Origin of the sequence: Kitasatospora sp. NPDC001261, from assembly GCF_042896795.1 — a bacterium.
In the GTDB taxonomy this organism is placed as follows: Bacteria; Actinomycetota; Actinomycetes; order Streptomycetales; family Streptomycetaceae; genus Kitasatospora.
This window is the reverse complement of record NZ_JBIAXP010000003.1, coordinates 152,004-170,222: the sequence shown is the minus strand read 5'-3', so window position 1 is coordinate 170,222 and position 18,219 is coordinate 152,004. Positions and strand designations below refer to the sequence as shown.

The 18,219-nt window shown below is 75.2% G+C and carries 18 protein-coding genes; 8 read left to right on the top strand and 10 right to left on the bottom strand.

Annotated features, from left to right (window positions below; genetic code table 11):
• Positions 1-76 precede the first annotated feature (76 nt).
• Positions 77-1,324, bottom strand: coding sequence for a CapA family protein (locus ACFY4B_RS05800; protein WP_387966618.1), 1,248 nt, complete (start codon positions 1,322-1,324; stop codon positions 77-79).
• 359 nt (positions 1,325-1,683) lie between these two features.
• Here ACFY4B_RS05800 and ACFY4B_RS05795 point away from each other — a divergent pair, with 359 nt between their 5' ends.
• The 4 genes from ACFY4B_RS05795 to ACFY4B_RS05780 all read left to right on the top strand — a co-directional run bounded on the left by ACFY4B_RS05795 (position 1,684) and on the right by ACFY4B_RS05780 (position 5,681).
• A complete protein-coding gene (locus tag ACFY4B_RS05795) occupies positions 1,684-2,472 on the top strand; it encodes a universal stress protein (protein ID WP_387966616.1) in 789 nt (262 codons plus the stop codon).
• 166 nt (positions 2,473-2,638) lie between these two features.
• Positions 2,639-3,859: a M48 family metallopeptidase gene (locus tag ACFY4B_RS05790; RefSeq protein WP_387966615.1), complete on the top strand. Its 1,221-nt coding sequence runs from the start codon at positions 2,639-2,641 to the stop codon at positions 3,857-3,859.
• Between the two features lie 30 nt (positions 3,860-3,889).
• Positions 3,890-4,312: a MarR family winged helix-turn-helix transcriptional regulator gene (locus tag ACFY4B_RS05785; RefSeq protein ID WP_049651037.1), complete on the top strand. Its 423-nt coding sequence runs from the start codon at positions 3,890-3,892 to the stop codon at positions 4,310-4,312.
• 232 nt (positions 4,313-4,544) lie between these two features.
• Complete coding sequence (locus tag ACFY4B_RS05780; RefSeq protein WP_387966744.1) at positions 4,545-5,681, top strand: PP2C family protein-serine/threonine phosphatase; 1,137 nt, start codon at positions 4,545-4,547, stop codon at positions 5,679-5,681.
• 447 nt (positions 5,682-6,128) lie between these two features.
• Here ACFY4B_RS05780 and ACFY4B_RS05775 read toward each other — a convergent pair whose 3' ends face one another.
• Both ACFY4B_RS05775 and ACFY4B_RS05770 read right to left on the bottom strand, forming a co-directional pair.
• Complete coding sequence (locus ACFY4B_RS05775; RefSeq protein ID WP_380777048.1) at positions 6,129-6,902, bottom strand: GNAT family N-acetyltransferase; 774 nt, start codon at positions 6,900-6,902, stop codon at positions 6,129-6,131.
• A gap of 4 nt (positions 6,903-6,906) precedes the next feature.
• Entirely contained in the window at positions 6,907-7,488 is a 582-nt protein-coding gene (locus tag ACFY4B_RS05770; RefSeq protein ID WP_387966614.1) for a MerR family transcriptional regulator, read from the bottom strand.
• Between the two features lie 130 nt (positions 7,489-7,618).
• On the opposite strand from ACFY4B_RS05770, the gene ACFY4B_RS05765 reads away from it, so the two are divergent.
• Entirely contained in the window at positions 7,619-8,548 is a 930-nt protein-coding gene (locus tag ACFY4B_RS05765) for an NAD(P)-dependent oxidoreductase (protein WP_387966613.1), read from the top strand.
• An 80-nt stretch (positions 8,549-8,628) separates the two neighbouring features.
• On the opposite strand, the gene ACFY4B_RS05760 is transcribed toward ACFY4B_RS05765, so the two are convergent.
• The 3 genes from ACFY4B_RS05760 to ACFY4B_RS05750 form a co-directional block, all read right to left on the bottom strand.
• A complete protein-coding gene (locus tag ACFY4B_RS05760) occupies positions 8,629-9,417 on the bottom strand; it encodes an SDR family NAD(P)-dependent oxidoreductase (protein WP_049651041.1) in 789 nt (262 codons plus the stop codon).
• A gap of 206 nt (positions 9,418-9,623) precedes the next feature.
• Positions 9,624-10,355: an MIP family channel protein gene (locus tag ACFY4B_RS05755; RefSeq protein ID WP_049651042.1), complete on the bottom strand. Its 732-nt coding sequence runs from the start codon at positions 10,353-10,355 to the stop codon at positions 9,624-9,626.
• Between the two features lie 231 nt (positions 10,356-10,586).
• The gene (locus ACFY4B_RS05750) at positions 10,587-11,513 is read right to left on the bottom strand and encodes an NADP-dependent oxidoreductase (RefSeq protein WP_380740964.1); all 927 of its coding nucleotides are present in this window, start codon (positions 11,511-11,513) and stop codon (positions 10,587-10,589) included.
• Between the two features lie 239 nt (positions 11,514-11,752).
• On the opposite strand from ACFY4B_RS05750, the gene ACFY4B_RS05745 reads away from it, so the two are divergent.
• Both ACFY4B_RS05745 and ACFY4B_RS05740 read left to right on the top strand, forming a co-directional pair.
• Complete coding sequence (locus ACFY4B_RS05745; RefSeq protein WP_387966612.1) at positions 11,753-13,096, top strand: LuxR C-terminal-related transcriptional regulator; 1,344 nt, start codon at positions 11,753-11,755, stop codon at positions 13,094-13,096.
• A 31-nt stretch (positions 13,097-13,127) separates the two neighbouring features.
• Positions 13,128-13,574, top strand: coding sequence for a protein phosphatase (locus ACFY4B_RS05740; protein WP_387966611.1), 447 nt, complete (start codon positions 13,128-13,130; stop codon positions 13,572-13,574).
• A 139-nt stretch (positions 13,575-13,713) separates the two neighbouring features.
• Here the strand turns inward: ACFY4B_RS05740 and ACFY4B_RS05735 are convergent, their stop codons facing one another.
• Positions 13,714-14,610 carry an NmrA/HSCARG family protein gene (locus ACFY4B_RS05735; RefSeq protein ID WP_387966610.1) on the bottom strand — a complete coding sequence of 299 codons (897 nt, stop codon included), beginning with the start codon at positions 14,608-14,610 and terminating at the stop codon, positions 13,714-13,716.
• Between the two features lie 68 nt (positions 14,611-14,678).
• Between ACFY4B_RS05735 and ACFY4B_RS05730 the strand changes: the two genes are divergently transcribed.
• Positions 14,679-15,176 (top strand): MarR family winged helix-turn-helix transcriptional regulator, encoded by a 498-nt coding sequence (locus ACFY4B_RS05730; RefSeq protein WP_387966609.1) that lies wholly within the window; start codon positions 14,679-14,681, stop codon positions 15,174-15,176.
• A gap of 10 nt (positions 15,177-15,186) precedes the next feature.
• Here the strand turns inward: ACFY4B_RS05730 and ACFY4B_RS05725 are convergent, their stop codons facing one another.
• From ACFY4B_RS05725 to ureG, 3 genes are all read right to left on the bottom strand, one after another.
• Positions 15,187-16,476, bottom strand: coding sequence for a PQQ-binding-like beta-propeller repeat protein (locus ACFY4B_RS05725; RefSeq protein ID WP_387966608.1), 1,290 nt, complete (start codon positions 16,474-16,476; stop codon positions 15,187-15,189).
• Positions 16,477-16,557: 81 nt separating this feature from the next.
• Positions 16,558-17,562: an urease accessory protein UreD gene (locus tag ACFY4B_RS05720; protein ID WP_387966607.1), complete on the bottom strand. Its 1,005-nt coding sequence runs from the start codon at positions 17,560-17,562 to the stop codon at positions 16,558-16,560.
• Positions 17,559-18,179, bottom strand: coding sequence for an urease accessory protein UreG (gene ureG, locus ACFY4B_RS05715; protein WP_049651049.1), 621 nt, complete (start codon positions 18,177-18,179; stop codon positions 17,559-17,561). Before ureG ends, ACFY4B_RS05720 begins: the two co-directional genes overlap by 4 nt.
• Positions 18,180-18,219: the final 40 nt, after the last annotated feature.

The following is an 18,219-nucleotide window of genomic DNA, read 5'->3' as shown; positions in this document are numbered from 1 at the left end:
GACGCCGCGCCCTGGTCCGGCAGGGCCCGTCCGGCAGGGCTCCCGCAGGACGTGCGCCGGGCCGGTCGACCGGACCCTAGCGCGGCGCGGCCGGGGTCGTCGGAGCCTTCGCGGGAGCCGTCGAGGACTTCCCGGGAGCCGTGGAGGCGGGGGCCGTCGGGGCGGTGGGGGCCGTCGCGGGGGTGCCGGGGGCGCCCGGGGCGGCGGGCGCCGGGGAGAGGCCGGTGCAGCCGCGCAGGCCGTCGCGGCGCTTGAGGGCGGCCTCGGCGGTGGCGCCGGTGACCGGCTCCGGGATGCCCTTGTCGTCGATGGTGGCCGGGGTGAAGGCCTCCCCGGTCACCTTCCCGTCGGCGGTGAGGGTGAGGGTGGTGACGCCGGTCTCGTTGGAGTTGGCGTAGTTCGAGGTGCCGTACCAGAGGAAGTTGCCGAAGCCGTACCCGATGTAGGTGTCGCCGAGCATGCCCGAGCCGACCATGGTGTGCGCGTGGGTGCCGACCACGGCGGTGGCTCCGGCGGTGGCGAGCTTCTTGGCGATGGTGGTCTGCGGACCGGTCGGGCAGGCCTTGCCCTCGTCGCCCCAGTGCAGGTAGACGAGCACCACCGGGGCCTGCTGCTTCGCCGTCTCCACCGCCTTGACCAGCGCCGGGACGTCCAGCGCCGAGGCGATGCCCGGCTTGCTCGCGCCGGCCCGCCACTTCTGGTTGGTGAGGTCCTCGACCTGGCTGGCGGCGACCACCGCGACCTTCACCCCGCGCACGGTGGTGACGTACGGGGCGTACGCCTCCTTGGCGTTGCGCCCGACGCCGACCACCGGGATCGGCGAGGAGTCCTTGGCGGCGAGGGTGTCGGTGAGGCCGTCGGCGCCGAAGTCCACGGCGTGGTTGTTGGCCATCGAGACGACGTCGACGCCCGAGTCCTTGAGCACCGACAGCGCCTTGGGCGAGGTGCGGAAGGTGTACGTCTTCGGCTCCGGGGCGCCGCGCCCGGTGATCGCGGTCTCCAGGTTGAGGACGGACAGGTCGGCGTCGGCGAGGGTGCGGGAGATCGGGCCGAGCGCAGGCTCGGGCGGCTTGACCGCCAGCCGGGCCTCGGTGCGGCCCTCGAAGTGGACGTCCCCGGCGAAGGCGACGGTGATGGTGCCGTCGGGCCGGGGCGGGGCGCTCTTGCCCGGGGCCGTGCCGGAGGGCGTCCCGCCCGGCGCCGAGGACTCGCCCGGCGGGACGGGGGCGGCGGAGGCCGGGGCCGGGGCGGGGTCGTCCGGCCCGCAGGCGGTGACGGCGGTCAGTCCGGCGAACAGCGCGACGGCGGCCGCGGCACGGCGCATGAGTGGATCCCCCCGAGGATGATGCGAGAACGATCAGCGTACGCCACCGAATCACCACCGCTTGGACCCGAGCCCGCAACATTCCGGCCACAAAAGGGCACGGCGCGGCGGCCCCGACCGGGCGCCGACGGCCGCTCCCCGGACGGCGCGCCCGGCCCGCCTGGCCGACCCGTCCCAACCGCCCACCCGACCGGGCCACCATGTCCCTGGCGCGGAGGCGGGCGGGGCGCGCAGCGTGGTGTGGAGGGGACGAGTACGGGGGAAGCGCGTGCGGGGGGAACCCGTGCAGGGGAGCCCGTGCAGGGGAGCGCGCGCGTAGGGGGGCGAGTCCCGCACCGAAGGCCCGGAGGTGTGACGTGATGGGCAGCAATCAGCTCTCCTCCGCAGGTGACGTCTCCCCCGCGGGCGGCGGCCGCGCCTCCCCCGCCCGGGAGCGCCGGATCGTGGTCGGGATCGACGGCTCCCCGCCGTCGAAGGCGGCCCTGCGCTGGGCGGTCGGCCAGGCCGTGCTCACCGGGGCGGTGGTGCACGCGGTGGCGGCCTGGGAGTACCCCTCGCTGTACGGGTGGTTCGCGCCGATGGTGGACGACGGCTTCGAACGGATCGCCCGCCGGACGCTGAGCGCCGAGATCAACGAGGTCCTCGGCCCGGACCGCCCGGTGGACGTCCGGGAGAGCCTGGTGCTGGGCCACGCCGCCGAGGTGCTGCTGGAGGCCGCCGAGGGGGCCGACCTGCTGGTGCTGGGCAGTCGCGGCCGGGGCACCTTCGCCCGGACCCTGCTCGGCTCGGTGTCCACCCGGTGCGCGGTGCACGGGGTCTGCCCGGTGGTGATCGTCCGCGCCGACGGGGCGGCCTCCCCCGCGGCTACCGCCCTCGGGGTCGAACAGCCGGCGCCCGGGGCCGTGCGCACCAAGGACTGGCAGCTCAGCCTGCACGTGGTGGAGGACGAGGACACCACCCGGGTGCACGCCGTGCTGGACGCCGACGGCAACGTGCTGCACAGCGACACCCGCTCCCGCCGCAACCCGCGCGACGCCCCGGCCCCGGCGGTCGGCGACGAGTTCGCGGTCGGCCGCGCCCTGGTGGACCTCGGCCACCAGCTGCTGCGCGCCGGCGTCCACGGCGCCACCGGGACCACGGAGGAGTGAACAACCCGGCCGGGGGTGGGAACCGGGCCGTGGCGTGAGCGGCGAGCGGCCGGGTACGCCATGCTGAATCACCGCTGAACCACTGAACTGCTGAACCGCCGTACCCCCGTCCCTCCCCGACCCGATCATCCCCGCCCCGCCCCGACCGGAAGAGCCGCTCCCCGCCATGGACACCACGCCAGCCTCCGAGGCCCCCACCCCGGAGGCCGCCCCGGACTTCACCCCCGACGAGCGCGCCCGGGGCCGGGCACTGCGCCGCGCCCAGCTGCCGTGGGCGCTGGGCGGGCGGCTGGCGGGCCTGGCGCTCACCCTGCTGCTCGGCCTCACCCCGGCCGGCGCCGCCCTGGTGACCGCCGTCGGCGGCTGGTTCGGCGGCTCCCGGACGGCCGGGGTGCTGGCCGGAGCGGCAGCCCTGGTGCTGCTCGGCCAGGCGCTGCAGCTGCCGTTCGGCGCCGGGGCGCGGACCGTCCGGGCCCGGTACGGGCTGGTGACCCAGGGCTGGGCCGGGTGGGCGTTGGACGCCGTACGCGGCCTCGCGCTCACCCTCGTCCTCGTCCTCCCGCTCGCGCTCGGGCTGTTCGCGCTGACCGCCTGGTCGCCGCAGCGCTGGTGGCTGCCGGGGGCGGGCGCGGCGGCGCTGCTGACGGTGGCGCTCTCCTTCCTCCATCCGCTGCTGATCGAGCCGGTGTTCAACCGCTTCTCCCCGACGCCCCCGGGGGAGCTGCGCACCGCGCTGCTGGCACTGGCCGAGCGGGACGGCGTCCGGGTGCGGGACGTCCTGGTCGCGGACGCCTCCCGCCGCACCACCGCGCTCAACGCGTACGTCTCCGGGTTCGGGGCGACCCGCCGGATCGTCGCGTACGACACCCTGCTGACCACCGCCGAGCCGCGCGAGGTGGAACTGGTGGTCGCGCACGAGCTGGGCCACGTCAAGCACCGGGACGTGCCGGTGGGCACCGCGCTGGGCGCGGTCGGTGCGGCCGTCGCGGTGGCCGTCCTCGGCCTGCTCGCCACCTGGCGGCCGCTGCTGGACGCCGCCGGGGCGACGGACGCGGCGGACCCCCGGGCGCTGCCGCTGCTGGCGGCACTGGCGGCGCTGCTGGGCGCGCTGTCGGGGCCGGCGCAGTGTGCGGTGAGCCGTCGGATCGAGGCCAGGGCGGACCGGCACGCGCTCGAACTGACCGGGGACGTCGAGCAGTTCGTGGCGATGCAGCGCAGACTGGCCGTGGCGAACGTCTCCGATGTCGACCCGCCGAGGGTGCTTGAGCTACTGTTCGCCACTCACCCGAGTGCGACCAGCCGGATCACCGCCGCCCGCGCCTGGCAGGCCGCACCGGAACGGCGGGCGCCGGAGCGGGGCGCGATCCCGGGCACATCTGTTGTATAGTGCAACAAATATCGAGGAGATAGGAACGCCGTGCCCGGCCGCCAGTCGTCCATCGAGACCATCCAGCGCGAGCTGACCGCCTTCGCCCGCCGCGCCCGGCACAAGGCCTCCCAGCTGCACCCCGACCTCTCGCTGGTCACCTACAGCATCCTCGACCTGATCACCGAGCGCGGCGGCTGCCGGGCCGCCGACGTGGCCGCGTACTTCATGCTCGACAAGTCCACCGTCAGCCGCCAGGTCACCGCCCTGGAGAAGCTCGGCCTGCTGGCCCGCGAGACCGACCCGGACGACCAGCGCGGCCAGATCCTGCGCGCCACCGAGGCGGGGCTCACCCTGCTGCGGGACGCCAACGAGCAGCGTCGGCTCTCCTTCACCGCGCGCTTCACCGACTGGTCCGACGAGGACGTCGCCCGCTTCGCCGACTACCTGGCCCGCTACGGCCAGGAGGGCTGACCGGGCACCGCAGGGGAGCGGGCGGAGCCCTGCCGGGAGGCGTGAGCCGAGCGCTGGCGGGGAGCAGGAACCGAACGCTGCCGGGGAGTGAGCCCGGCCGCTCCGGGTGCGCCCCGGCACCCCCACGGTGTACAGAGGAGGAGTGCCCCTCCGGCAGCGTCCCGATGCGCCGCACCCGCCGCCCGCGCCGCATCCCCCCGACCACCGCCGCGCCTGGCGGCCCGACCGCCGGGTGCTGACGGCGCTCACGCTCGCGCTGATCGTGCTGATCACCGTCGTCGACATCGTCTCCCCGCCGGACGTCCACCTCGGCCCGCTGCTGATCGTCGCCCCCGCCCTCACCGCCTCCTTCGCCGGCCCCCAGGCCACCGCCGGGGTCGCCGCGCTCGCGTTCGCCGCGCTGACCGTCATCGGCGCCGTCCGGGACGGCCTGACCAGCGCGAACATCGAGACCCAGCTCAGCGCGCAGCTGATCGTCTCGGCACTGATCGTGGGCCTGCGGGTGCTGCGCGAACGGCACGAGCGCGAACTGGCCCGGGTGCGCTCGGTGTCCGAGGCCGCCCAGCGGGTGCTGCTGCGCCCGCTGCCGGAGCGGATCGGACCGCTGCACCTGGCCTCCGTCTACCTGGCCGCCGAGGCCGAGGCGCAGGTCGGCGGCGACCTGTACGCGGCCGCCCGCACCGCCACCGGCACCCGGCTGCTGGTCGGCGACGTGCGCGGCAAGGGCCTCTCCTCGCTCGGCGACGCGGCCCTGCTGCTCGGCGCCTTCCGCGCCGCCGCCCACCTGCACGCCGAACTGCCCGACCTGGCCGCCTACCTGGACGGCAGCGTCAGCTGGGACCTCGCCCAGCTCGCCGAACAGTCCCGGCGGGACCGGTGGGAGCGGCGCGAGCGGCAGGCGCTCTCCGCACTGCCCTTCCCCCCGCCCGAGGAGCCCCCGGAGGAGAGCGGCGACTCCGGCGAGTCGTTCATCACCGCCGTGCTGCTCGACATCCCCGACGACGGCTCCCCGGTGCGCCTGATCGACTGCGGCCACCCTCCCCCGCTGCTGCTGCACCCCGACGGCATCACCGCCCTCGCCGCCCGCCAACCCTCCCCGCCGCTGGGCCTCGGCGAGCTCGCGCCGACGCGGTACGAGACGGAGACCTTCCCGTTCCGGCCCGGCGACCGGCTGCTGATCTACACCGACGGCGTGATCGAGGCCCGCGACGCCCAGCGGCGCTTCTACCCGCTCACCGAACGCGTCACCGCCTGGCGTGCCGAACACCCCGCCGCCCTGCTCCACCACCTGCGCCGCGACCTGCTCGCCCACGTCGGCGGCCGACTGGACGACGACGCGGCCATGGTCGTGGTCGAGCGGCTGCCGTGAGGGCGGCCGACGAGCGCCCCGTGACGAGCGTCCTCGGAACGACGGCAGGCAGCCCTGTCGGATTGCCTTCTCACGACCCTCGTCGGGCCGGCCGCCGTACCTCGGGCACGGCTCCCGGCCTGATCGCCTCCGGGCGTGTACGAGCCCGAGGCCGAGGCCGAAGCCCAGGCCGAGGAGGGCGGGCACGGCAACCGTCGCGGCGAGGGCGCGCGGGTGGCGGAGGTCGAACATGCCGGGGCTCCTTCCCGGGGCCCGGACGGCCCCGCTCGTGGTGCCCCAACAATGACCCCGGCCACCCCTCCCGCACATGTACCGAACGGCACATCCTGAGCAGCGGCACCCCCACGTCCCCCTGCCGATCGGCAGGGGCACACCGGCCGCGTCCACACGGTGGAAAGGAATCTCCCCGCCCGTACCCGTACCCGTACCCGCGGCCCCCGGCAGGCCCTACGGCCGGCGGACGTACGGGGTCGTCGTGCTCACCCAGGCGAAGCCGAGGCGCTGCAGGATCGGCCGGCTCTGGTCGCTCGCGTCGACCTGGAGGTACTCGTAGCCGAGCTCGGCCGCGAGGCGGGCGCGGTGGGCGATGAGGGCGCGGTAGATGCCCCGGCCGCGCCAGTCGGGTGCGGTGCCGCCGCCCCAGAGGCCGGCGAACCCGGTCCCCGGGATCAGCTCCATCCTGGCGCCGCTGACCGGGCGGTCGCCGGCCATCGCGACGACCATGCTGACCGTCCCGACGCCGTGCCGCAGGTGGTCGAGCAGCCGCTCGCGCAGACGGGGGTTCTCGGCGCCGAAGGCCTGTGTGTGGGCGTCCATCAGCAGGTCCACCCCGGCCGGGTCGGTCACCGGGAGCAGCCGGACGCCCTCGGGCAGGGCGGCCTCGGCGGGCAGGTCCGCGATCCGGGCGAGCATCAGCGCCTCGTCCGGCTCCGGGGTGAAACCGGCCGCCAGCAGGCGGGCGCCGAGGTCGGCGGGGCGGTCGTGGGAGTAGGCCTTCCACTCGAACTCCAGCCCCAGTCCGGCGAAGTGGCGCACCTGCGCGGCGATCGCCGCGTCCGCCCCGGCCTCGTCCAGCCCGGACCAGACCACGCCGTTCCAGCTGTGCTCCGAGCCCACCTGCCGGACCACCGCACCGTCGCGCTCGACGCGGCAGCCGGGATCGGGCGGCGTGTTGCGCCGGATCCGGTCGTCGAACAGGGCAAGCATGTCGTCATGATCCATCCGCTCACTCCAGCACGGTCCGCGAGCGCGCACCATCGAGTTTCCGCGCCACCGGCTGCGGGCGGCGCCCCCGGGTCGGCTCCGGGCGGCGCTCCCCGTCCTGCCGCGGGCGACGGCCCCCGGCCTGCTCACGCTCCCCGTCCTGCCGCGGGCGACGGCCCCCGGTCTGCTCACGCTCCCCGGCCGACCGGCGGTCCGCCGCCCGGAGCCGGCCGGACCGGATCGCCTCGCTCGGCGCCTCCGCGCCCATGATGGCGTCCAACAGGCCGCGCGCTTCGGCGAGTTCATCCATCTGCCGGGTTATCCGGGCGCGTTCCCGGGCCAGACCGTCGAGCAGTTCGGGGCAGGTCGGGCCGGGAGGGCGCTGCCCCGGGCCCGGCAGGCCGTGGAGGATCTCGGCGATCACGGCGCTGTTGAGGCCGGCCGCGAGCAGGGTGCGGATCCCGCGGACGGTGTCGACGTCCGGCTCTCCGTACTCGCGGTAGCCGCTGGGACGGCGCTCGGGTGCGAGCAGCCCCTGCTCCTCGTAGTAGCGCAGCGCGCGCGGGGTGGCCCCGGTGCGCCGGGCGAGCTCTCCGATCCGCATCGCGGACACCTCCTCGACGGACCGTCCACCGCGGGTCGCCACCGAGGCTCTCCACCGAAGCCCCCGTGACGTTCCGCCGTGCCCCTCCGCCTTGACTCTGCCGTCGGCGTGAAGGTCTAGCGTAACCGCCATGCCGAACGAACGATCTTCCTCAACCTCCCCTGCCCGCACCGCCGTTGCCGTGCTGGGCCTGGGTCCGATGGGCCGGGCGCTGGCCGGGGCGCTGCTGGCCGCCGGCCATCCGGTCACCGTGTGGAACCGCACGCCGGGCCGGGACGCCGAACCGCTCGCCCTCGGCGCGCGGTCGGCCGCGAGCCCCGCCGAGGCGGTGACGGGCTCCACCGAAGGAGCCACGGGCCCCGCCGAGGCCGGCGCCCCGCTCGTCCTGCTCTGCGTCCGCGACCAGTCGGCCGCCCGTGCCGTACTGGAGGCCGCCGGGGCGGCACTGCGCGGCCGGACCGTCGTCAACGCCACCTCGACCGCGCCGGGCGACGCGCGGGCGAACGCCGCCGACGCCGAGGCCCGGGGCTACCGCCTCCTGAACGCCGCGGTCCTCACCCCCACCCCGACCATCGGCCGCCCGGAGGGCACCGTCCTGCTGAGCGGCGACGCCGAGGCCTTCGCCGCCCACGAGGCGACGCTGCGGGCGCTGGGCACCGTACGCCACGTGGGCGCGGACCCGGGCCGGGCGGCGGCCTTCGACGCGGCCCTGCTCGACCTGTTCTGGACCACCGTGCACGGCTGCCTGCACGCCCTCGCGCTGGCCCGCGCCGAGGGCATCAGCGGCGCCGAACTCGCGCCGTACGCCCAGGGGTTGCCGCGCCTGCTGCCGCCGCTGATCGACCGCTTCGCGCAGCGCGCAGACGACCGCCGGCATCCGGGCGACCACAGCAGCCTCGCCTCCGCCGAAGCCGGGTTGGCGCACGTCGCGCACACCGCCCGGGCGCGCGGCCTGGACACCTCCGTCCTGGACGCGGCGCTCGCCGTCACCCGGCGGGCGGTCGGGGCCGGGCACGGGTCGGACGGGGTGTCCGCCCTGGTCGACCTGCTCGCCGGATAGCCGGGCAGCCGGGCAGCCAGGTCACCGGACAACCGAGCAGCCGGGAACCGGGCAGCCGGACACCCCGCCGACCGGGCCCGCTACTGCGCCAGGTACCCGCCGTCCACCGGCAGCACGACCCCGGTGACGAAGGACGCGTCGTCGGAGGCGAGGAAGAGGACGGCCGCCGCGACCTCGGCCGGGTCGCCGAGCCGCCCCATCGGGTGCAGCTTCTCGATCGCCCCGAGGTACTCGGTGCCGCCGGGCTCGTCGTACAGCCGGGCGACCCGCTCGGTGGTGATGGTGCCGGGGGCGACGGCGTTGACCCGGATGCCGCGGTCGGCCCATTCGACGGCGAGGTGCTTGGTCAGGCCGGAGGCGACGAACTTGGCGGGCCCGTACACCGCCTGGCCGCGCTGTCCGGCCTCGCCGGAGATGGAGGAGAGGCAGACGATCGAGCCGCCGGGCCGGTCCTGCGCGGTCATCGCCTCGATCGCGTACTTGCAGGTGAGGAACATGCCGCGGCCGTCCACCGCCATCACGTGGTCCCAGTCCTCGGCGGTGGCCTCGGTGATCTCCATCAGCGGGATGATCCCGGCGTTGGCCACCAGTACGTCCAACCTCCCGTGCCGCTCGACGGCGGCGGCCACCAGCCGGCGCGCGTCCTCGTCCCGGGCCACGTCGCCGACCACCGTGCTGACGGCGTCCGGGAACCGCTCGGCCAGCCGGTCCAGCCCGGCCTCGTCCACGTCGAAGGCGACCACCGACGCGCCCTCCCGGACGAAGCGTTCGGCGACGGCCCGTCCGATACCGCTGGCCGCGCCCGTCACCGCACAGGAGCGGCCGGCCAGCCGCCCGCCCGCGGGGCTCCCCGCGTTCTCAGTCACCATGGCGCGACTCTACCCAGCGGGCGGCCACGCGTCGGGCGCCTTCGGCCGGTCCGCCGGATCCGGCCGGTCGGCGGCTCAAAAGCGGCCCGGAGCGGGACCGGGGGGCGGAGCGGAGAGAAGCAGGAGCCGGCAGAAGGCCACCGACGACAACGGCGGCCGGGACCGTCGGTACGGTCCCGGCCGCCGCGCCGGCTCGACGGCGGGTACTACACCCGCGCGTCCGTCGCCAGGGCCTCCGCCACCGGAAGGTTGGGCTGCGGGTGGGTCAGCAGGTGCACGCCCGCCGCCAGCGCGCCGCCGACCAGCGGGGCGAGCAGGAACAGCCACAGCTGCGACAGCGCGTCGCCGCCCGCGAACAGCGCCGGGCCGAGGCTGCGCGCCGGGTTGACCGAGGTGCCGGTGAGCGGGATGCCGACCAGGTGGACGACCACCAGCGCGAGGCCGATCGGCAGCCCGTCGAAGCCGACCGCGGCCAGCCGGTGGGTGACCGCCAGGACGACGTACACCAGCAGGAAGGTGAGGATGACCTCGGTCAGGAACGCGCCGCCGGCGTTGATGTGCATCTGGGAGCGCTCGCCCCAGCCGTTGGTGCCGAGCTTGCCGTGGGTCTCGAGCCCCGGTATCTGCTTCGCCAGCAGCAGGACGAGCCCCGCACCCGCGATGCCGCCGAGCAGCTGCGCCACCCAGTACGACACCGCCGTGCGCCCGTCGATCCGGCGGGCCAGCAGGAAGCCGAGCGTCACCGCCGGGTTGACGTGGCAGCCGGAGATCGGGCCGAGCGCGTACGCGAGCGCCAGCAGCACGAAGCCGAACGCGAACGCGATGCCCACCGGACCGATCGCCACCCCCGCGAGCACCGCAGCACCCACTGCCAGCAGCACCAGCAGCAGGGTCCCGAGGAACTCGCCGATCACCGCCCGCCTGTCCGTTCCACCCATGCGCCTGGTCCTCCTGACCGTCAGGGCAGGCGGTCCGGTGCCGCCCACGTCCGGCCAACCCTGGTCGACCGTTCGAGGGACCGCATGTCGGCCGGACGGCGTAGCGCCGTGTTTACGGCGCGTCCGCCTGCCGAATTACTCCGAACGGATGAAACCGTACGGAAATGGCGCAGCCAATGCAAAACGGAAGCAAAACGGGCAGACAGGGACAGGGCGGGCGCCGTGTGCCTGTCAGACCGTCAGCACGATCTTGCCGCGCAGGTGCCCGCCCTCACTGACCCGCTGCGCCTCGGCCGCCTCCGCCAGCGGGAACACCCGGTGCAGCGGCAGCCGCAGGGTGCCCGCCTCGTGCAGGGCCAGCGCGGCCGCGTAGGCGCTCGTGTAGTAGGGCTCGACACCCTCGGCGCCACCGGTGAACCGGACGCCGTGCTCCTGCGCGCCCTGGATGTCGGCGATCGTCAGCACCCGGTCCGCGCCGCCCACCAGCTCGATCGACAGCGGCAGCACCCCGCGCCCGGCCGCGTCCAGCACCCGGTCCACCCCGCCCGGGGCGGCGGCCCGCACCCGCTCGGCCAGGCCCTCGCCGTACGTCACCGGGATCGCGCCGAGCTCGCGCAGGTGGTCGTGGTTCGACTCGCTCGCGGTGCCGACCACGGTGATCCCACGGGCCCGGGCGAACTGGAGCAGCACGGTGCCCACCCCGCCGGCCGCACCGTGCACCAGCAGGGTCTCGCCGGGCCGCACGCCCAGGACGGCGAGGGCGCGCTCGGACGTCTCGGCCGCCGTCGGGATCGCGGCGGCCTCCGTCCAGCCCAGGGTGGCGGGCTTGTGGGCCAGCATCGCCGCGTCCACCAGCGCCCGCTCCGCGTAGCCGCCGCCCATCAGGGCACCGAACACCTCGTCGCCGGGGGCGAAGCCGCGCACCTCGGCGCCGACGGCCTCCACCACACCGGACACCTCGAAGCCCGGAACGTAGGGGAAGGAGACCGGGAAGAACCCGGCCAGCTCGCCGGTGCGCAGCTTGTGGTCCAGCGGGTTGACGCCCACCGCGCGGACCGCGACCCGCACCTGGCCGGGGCCCGGGACGGGCAGTTCGATGTCGATCGGGCGCAGCACGTCCGCGCCGCCGAACTCGGGGAAGGCGATCGCCTTGGTCATGGGAAGGTCCTTCGGTTCCAGGGGAGTTGTTGCCTCCGACGTCTTCCATCCTGCGACCGGGGCGGCGACCGCCCAGCCAGTCCTTCGGACGGTTCGACCTGTCCGAACGGCCAGGCGGGCCCGGGGGCGCCCGAACTAGGCTGGACCGCATGGACACCACTGAGCCGCCCGGAACCGCCGCAGGCACGCGCACGGGCGGGACGGGCACGCGCACGCGCACGGACGGGACGCGCGCGGACGTGACGCACACGGACGGGACCTGGCGCGACCGCTGGGGCCGCCCCGAGGACGCGCTCGCACGGGCCGTCGAGGTGCTGCGCGCCCCCCGGCCGGACCTCCTGCTGCGCCTGTCCGACGTGCTCGGCACCCTCGTCCCGCACACGGCGCTCGCGCAGCTCAGCGGCGTCTGCACGTTCAACCCCTCCCACAGCTACGGCCCGCCCGAACTCACCGCCGCCATCAGCACGCTGGACCTGTCCCGGCTGGCCGAACAGGCGGCCGCGACCACCTCCGCCGGCCGCCCCTGGCAGGGCGAGGCCGAACTCGCCGGACAGTCCCGGCCGGTCGTCGTCGTCACGACCACGCCGGGCAACGACAGCGGCGCCGTCCTCGTCCTCGTCCGGGCGGGCACCGAACCGGTCGCCCCCGGGGCACTCGCCGTCCTGCAACAGCTGTGGGACCTGGTCATCGCCCACTCCGACCACCGCGCCACCGACGCCGCCCCCACCCAGACCGCCGCCTCCCGCGCCTCCGCCAACGCCCGCGCCCGCGCCATCGCCGAGTTCACCGGCACCCACAGCGCCGCGCTCACCGCGATCCTGGCCCCACTGCGCTCGACCGGCCTGGACGACGCCACCGCCCGCCGCAACGCCACCGAACTGGCCGTCACCGCCCTGCTCGACCTGCGCCAGGGCGCCGAACTCGACCGCACCCTCAGCGAGGAACCCGCCGACGCCGCCTTCGCCCGACTCGTCCGCGAACTGCGCCCACTGCTGCGGCACACCCGGGTCCACCTCGACGTCGCACCCCCGCCGGAAGCCGACCGCTCCGTCCCGGCCGACGCCGCCCACACCGCCCGCGACGCCGTCCGGGTGGCCGTCCTGCTGATGCTGGAACAGGAGAAGCCGACCCGGCTGCACGTCAGCTGGCAGCTCACCGCCGACGGCCAACTGCGCGCCGTCGTACGCGGCGACGGCCTCGGCCTGCTCACCGCCGACGCCCTCACCGTCCACCGCACCGCCGACCGCATCACCGCCCTCGGCGGACGCCACGGCGTCGAAGCCGTCCCCGGCTGGGGCACCACCGTGACCGTCGACCTCCCGCTCGCCCTGCCCGAACCCGTCCTCGCCACCGACCCCCTCGACGGCCTCCAACCGCGCGAACTCGAGGTCCTCGACCAGCTCGCGCGGGGCCGCCGCAACCGGGACATCGCGGCGGCACTCCACATCAGCGAGTCGACGGTGAAGTTCCACGTCGCCAACATCCTCGCCAAACTCGACGTCTCCTCCCGCGGCGAAGCCGCCGCCCTGGCCCACCGCGCCGGACTGCCCCGCGGCCCGGTCGGACTGCACGCGGCATCCTGAACACCCCTCCCCCACCTGAGGAATGGCCGACATGACCGACCCCACCACCCCGGACCCGACCACCTGGGACCCGACCACCCCCGGGCTCCTGCGCCTGCCCTCCGGCCGCCTCCTGCGCGGCCGCGGCCTCAGCAAGCCCCTGCCGCCCGGCCCCCGACCCGACTTCGGCCTCTACCTGTTGGGCCGCCCGCCGCACGTCGACTGGCCCAGCCGCTGGGTACGCTGGCCCGACTTCCGCCTCCCCACCGACCGCACGGACGCCACCGACGCCTTCCGCGAAGCCTGGGAACGCTCCGCCACCGAACGCGTCGAACTCGCCTGCGCCGGCGGCCGGGGACGCACAGGCACCGCACTCGCCTGCATCGCCGTCCTGGACGGCGTCCCGGCCGCCGAGGCGGTGGCGTACGTGCGGGAGCACTACAGCCGGCACGCCGTCGAAACACCGTGGCAGCGCAAGTTCGTGGAGCGGCTGGCCTAGGTCGGGTGGGTAGCGATCCAAGGATCTCGACCGCCAATCAGGTCACGGGCGGAACGGTCAACGGCGATGTGCACCAGGCTGGAACGATCAACCCGATCAAGGCCTCAGCACCCAAGGTCACTGCGGGCGCCTGAAGTCCTCAGAGGTCCCAGGTGCGGGCCGCCGCCCAGGTCTCCAGGGGCTGCCAGTCGATGGTGGGGTGTTCGGCGTGCAGGGCGGCGGTGTCGATGGTGAGGCCGGGGGCCTGGAAGTGGCGGAACATCGTGGCGAGGTCCTCGGAGTGGGCCGCCACGACCGAGAGCGGCACCTGTTCGAAGCGGATGGGGCGGCCGCTGGCGGCGCTGATCGCGGCGGCGATCTGCTCGCCGGTGCGCCACTGGGAGGCGATGTCGATGCGGCGGCCCGCGTAGGCGTCAGGCCCGGCCAGGACGTGGGCGGCGAAGGTGCCGATGGTGTCGGCGGCGATCACGGGGAGTGGGACGCCGGGGGGCATGGGGAGGTGGAAGACGCCGTCGCGGAGGGACTGGAGGGTCCAGTCGTTGGCGTAGTTCTCCATGAAGGCGGCCGGGCCGAGGACGGTCCAGGGCAGGCCGAGGCCGGCCAGGTGCTGTTCGATGCGGTGCTTGCTGTCGAAGTGCGGGATGCCGGTGGAGCGGTCGGCGTTCGTGGCCGAGGTGAAGACGACGTGCCGGACGCTTCCGACTGCCCGGGCGGCGTCCAGCAGGGCGGTGGCCTGGCGGACTTCGACACCGAGGTCGGTGCCGAACGGGGTGGACATCGCGAACAGTGCGCCGGCGCCGTCGAGGGCGGTGGCGAGCGAGGCCGGGTCGTCGAAGTCGGCGCGGGCCGGTTCGGCGCCGAGTGCGGCGAGCTGGGTGGCGGCGGGCGAGCCGGGGTTCCGGGTGAGGGCGCGGACGGGGCGGCCGGCGCGGAGGAGGGCGCGGGCGGTGGCGCCGCCCTGGGCGCCGGTGGCGCCGGTGACGGCGACGGGGAGGAGGCGGGCACGGGGGGCTGCGGACTCAGTTATCTGCGCCATGCAGACAACATAGGGAAAGATCTCTGCATGGCGCAAACAATTATCGGGCAGCCGGTTACCCTTCCCCCATGACGACGACCCGCGACGAACTGATGGCCCGGCTGTGGCCGGTCTCGCGCCGCTACCTGGCCTCGTACGTGCTGTTCAACCAGGCCGTCGCCGACCACCTGGGCATGCACCCGACCGACGTCCAGTGCCTCAACCTGCTCACCCTGGAGGACGGGCCGGTCACCACCGGCCGGATCGCCGAGCTCACCGGGCTGACCAGCGGCTCGGCCACCCGGCTGGTCGACCGGCTGGAGAAGGCCGGGCTGGTCGCCCGGCAGCGGGACCAGGCCGACCGCCGACGGGTGCTGGTCGCGGTCCTCCCCGAGGCGCTGGAGCGCTTCGGGGAGGTGTGGCGCGAGCTGTCCACCGACTGGGCGGCCGTCTTCGCCGAGGACAGCGAAGCCGAACTCGCCTTCCTCCTGCGGCACATGAACCGCACCGTCGAGCTCAGCCACCGCCAGGTCGCCCGCCTGGCGACCATGGAACCGGGCGGGCCGGGCGGGACGGGCCGCCCCTGAACCCGCCTGGTCAGGCCGACGGCGGCGCCAGCAGGGCGCCCAGCGCGAGAACGCCGCCCGGGCCGCCCCGGTAGACGGTCCCACCAGCGGCGGCCAGCGAGATCCGGCCGACCTCCTCCGAATCGTCCTGCCAGCGCATCCCGCCCGTCGACGGATCGAACGCCCACAGCCGGCCGTCCCCCGACCAGGCGTAGACGCCGTCCTCGGTGGCGACCATGGCAGGGGTCCCGCCCTTCCGACCGGCGAAGGTGTTGGCCTTCCAGACCCAGTCACCGGTCGTCGTGTCCAACCCGAACAGACGGTCCCCGCCGCCCATGTAGACGGTCCGACCGGCGGCCGACAGAGGGCAGCTCAGCTCCCCGTGCTGGACGGACGCCCAGAGCTGCGCGCCGGTCGCCGGGTCCAGTGCGCCGACGATCGTGGAGGCCATCGTCTCCGGGGGCGAGGAGACCAGCAGGGCGTCCCGGTGGACGGTCAGTGGGCCGCTGACGACGAGGTCGCGCTCCCAGCGGCGCTCGCCGGTGCGGGCGTCCAGCGCCAGGAGCCCCCTCGGCCTCCCCGCCGCGTACACGGTGCCGCCGCCGAGGGCCAGAGCGGCCGAGACGCCCGCCGGGCCGGTCCAGCGCGGCTCGCCGGTGGCCAGGTCGTAGCAGCGCACCGAACTTCCGTACACCGCGAACACGCTGCCGCCGCCGACGGCGGGGCCTTGCCGCCACCCGCCCTCGGACCAGTCCGGCAGGGCGGCCTCCCAGCGCTGCTCCCCCGACGCCGCGTCCAGGACCCGCAGACGGGTGTCGGTGGCCACGCACACCACGCCGTCCCCGGCGGCCGACGGCCAGCCGCCCGGGGCAGCGGCGGCGTCGGGTGTGCTGACCGTACGGCTCCAGCGGACTTCGCCGGTGCGCGGGTCGAGGGCGCGCACCCAGCCGTCGAAGCCGGAGGCGTAGAGGCCCTGTCGGCGGTCGGCGGACAGCACGAGCCGCCCGCTCGCGGCGGTCGTCCGCCAGAGTCGCGGGCCGTGGGAGCTCTTTCGGCGGGCCCACTCGTTTACGCCGGCGGCGGCCGCGAGGGCGCCCAGGGCGGCGGCGCCCGTCAGCAGCCGCCGGCAGTTGACCAGGCGCCGGGCCGGTGGCGTCGGCACACCGTCCGGTGCGGCTTCCCGCACGTCCTCCGGCACCGCATCGCGCACGTCATCCGGCACCGCATCGCGGGCCACGTCCGGCGCCGTCTCGCGCGCCTCGTCCGGCACCTTCTTGCCCACCTCGTCCGGCACGGCGTCCCGTCTCGCATCGTCGTTCACGCCAGACAGGACCGCGCACCCCGCCCCGGGGTTGTGCCGGATCCGGAAGAAGATCACGACCGGCGGCGCCGGCCGACGGCCCTACGTCTTCCGCAGCTCCGGCGCCGGCACCCCGATCAGCAGCCGCCGGACCGCGTCCCAGGCCGCGCGCAGGGCGGCGGCGCAGGCCCGGGTGTCGGAGCCGAGCAGCCGCAGCCAGGCGCCGCTGTCCTGCGGCAGCACGCTGACCCCGTAGAGCAGTTCGCCGTACTCCTGGCCGCAGCCGGCCACCGCCTCGTGCAGGACGTCCGCGACCCGGGCCGCCGGGGCGAGCGGGCTGAGGACGTACAGGCTGGACATCACGTCGTGCCCGGCCAGCACCGCCGGCCCGGTGACCCCGGCACCCCTACCGCCCCCTCCGCCTCCGCCTCCGCCTCCACCCGGCGAGGGCTCCAGCCGCACGGTGTCCAGTGCCACCAATTCACCACCTGGGCGCCGCACTTCGAGGTCCGAGGCGAACACCCGGTAGGCGTTGCGCTCGCCCCGGGCGAGGCGGCCGGCCAGGACGGTCTCGCCGGCCAGTACGGTCGCGTCCGGGTCGACGGTGAGGACGGTCCGCTGGTAGAGGCGCGAGTCGACGAAGGGGATCACCGGCTCGGGCAGGTACTCGACGTAGGCGCGCGGGCCGGCCGTCAGGTTGACCAGTTGCGTCGCGTAGTCGTGCTCCATCCGGTAGACCTTGGTGGCGGCCTGGGTGGTCAGGTGGACCGCCGTGTCGGCGCCGCAGTGCAGGTCGGTGCGGAGCCGGTCGGCCTGGAGGATGCCGCCGCCGGTGGACATCAGGAAGGTGACGGCGAGGTCGGGGCGGGCCGGGTCGAAGTAGAGCGGGCGCATGATCTGCAGCGGCGACTTCTGGTAGTGGCCGGTGAGTTCGGTGCGTCCGCCGACCCGCTCGAAGGCCAGCTCCAGCAGCCCGACCTTGCCGGGACGTCCGACCGCGAGGGTGTCGGGCGTCCCGGCGTGGCGGCGGACCTCGTACGGGACGCGGGCCGGCTCGTAGTGCCGGGGGTCGAGCCGGGGCACTGCCGCAGCCGGGGAGGCTGTCACGCCGGGACCTTGCGGAAGGTCTCCAGGAAGGTCGCGATCTCCTCCAACCCCTCCCCCGTCAGGCAGTTGGTGAGCACCACCGGTCCGCCCTCGCGCACCCGGTGGGCGTCGGACTCCATCACCCCGAGGTCGGCGCGGACGTACTGGGCGATGTCGATCTTGTTGATGACCAGCAGGTCCGACTCGGTGATGCCCGGGCCGCGCTTGCGGGGCATCTTCTCGCCCTCGGCGGTGTCGAGGACGAAGAGGAAGAGGTCGACCAGCACCGGGCTGAAGGTCAGCGTGAGGTTGTCGCCGCCGGACTCGTACAGCAGGGTGTCGACGTCCGGGAAGCGTTCCAACATCTCGGCGCCGGCCGCGAGGTTCATCGTCGGGTCGTCCCGTACGGCGGTGTGCGGGCAGGCGCCGGTCTCCACGCCGACGACCCGCTCGGGGTCCAGCATCCCGGCCAGGGTGCGCCGCACGTGCTGGGCGTCCTCCTGGGTGTAGATGTCGTTGGTGATGACCGCCGGGCGGTGGCCGCGGGCGATCAGCACCGGGACGAGCGCCTCGATCAGCGCCGTCTTGCCGGAGCCCACCGGTCCGCCGATGCCCACGCGGAGCACGTTCTCGGTCAACTCTCCTCCTTCTGTCGGTCGTTCTTCTGTGGCGCACGTA

Bases quoted from the DNA above. Each gene is read 5' to 3' on its own strand.
- ACFY4B_RS05790 (WP_387966615.1), top strand. From the start codon at position 2,639: ATGGACACCACGCCAGCCTCCGAGGCCCCCACCCCGGAGGCCGCCCCG.
- ACFY4B_RS05750 (WP_380740964.1), bottom strand. From the start codon at position 11,513: ATGACCAAGGCGATCGCCTTCCCCGAGTTCGGCGGCGCGGACGTGCTG.
- ACFY4B_RS05775 (WP_380777048.1), bottom strand. From the start codon at position 6,902: ATGGATCATGACGACATGCTTGCCCTGTTCGACGACCGGATCCGGCGC.
- ACFY4B_RS05755 (WP_049651042.1), bottom strand. From the start codon at position 10,355: ATGGGTGGAACGGACAGGCGGGCGGTGATCGGCGAGTTCCTCGGGACC.
- ACFY4B_RS05770 (WP_387966614.1), bottom strand. From the start codon at position 7,488: ATGCGGATCGGAGAGCTCGCCCGGCGCACCGGGGCCACCCCGCGCGCG.
- ACFY4B_RS05800 (WP_387966618.1), bottom strand. From the start codon at position 1,324: ATGCGCCGTGCCGCGGCCGCCGTCGCGCTGTTCGCCGGACTGACCGCC.
- ACFY4B_RS05735 (WP_387966610.1), bottom strand. From the start codon at position 14,610: ATGGCGCAGATAACTGAGTCCGCAGCCCCCCGTGCCCGCCTCCTCCCC.
- ACFY4B_RS05740 (WP_387966611.1), top strand. From the start codon at position 13,128: ATGACCGACCCCACCACCCCGGACCCGACCACCTGGGACCCGACCACC.
- ACFY4B_RS05795 (WP_387966616.1), top strand. From the start codon at position 1,684: ATGGGCAGCAATCAGCTCTCCTCCGCAGGTGACGTCTCCCCCGCGGGC.
- ACFY4B_RS05760 (WP_049651041.1), bottom strand. From the start codon at position 9,417: ATGGTGACTGAGAACGCGGGGAGCCCCGCGGGCGGGCGGCTGGCCGGC.
- ACFY4B_RS05765 (WP_387966613.1), top strand. From the start codon at position 7,619: ATGCCGAACGAACGATCTTCCTCAACCTCCCCTGCCCGCACCGCCGTT.
- ACFY4B_RS05730 (WP_387966609.1), top strand. From the start codon at position 14,679: ATGACGACGACCCGCGACGAACTGATGGCCCGGCTGTGGCCGGTCTCG.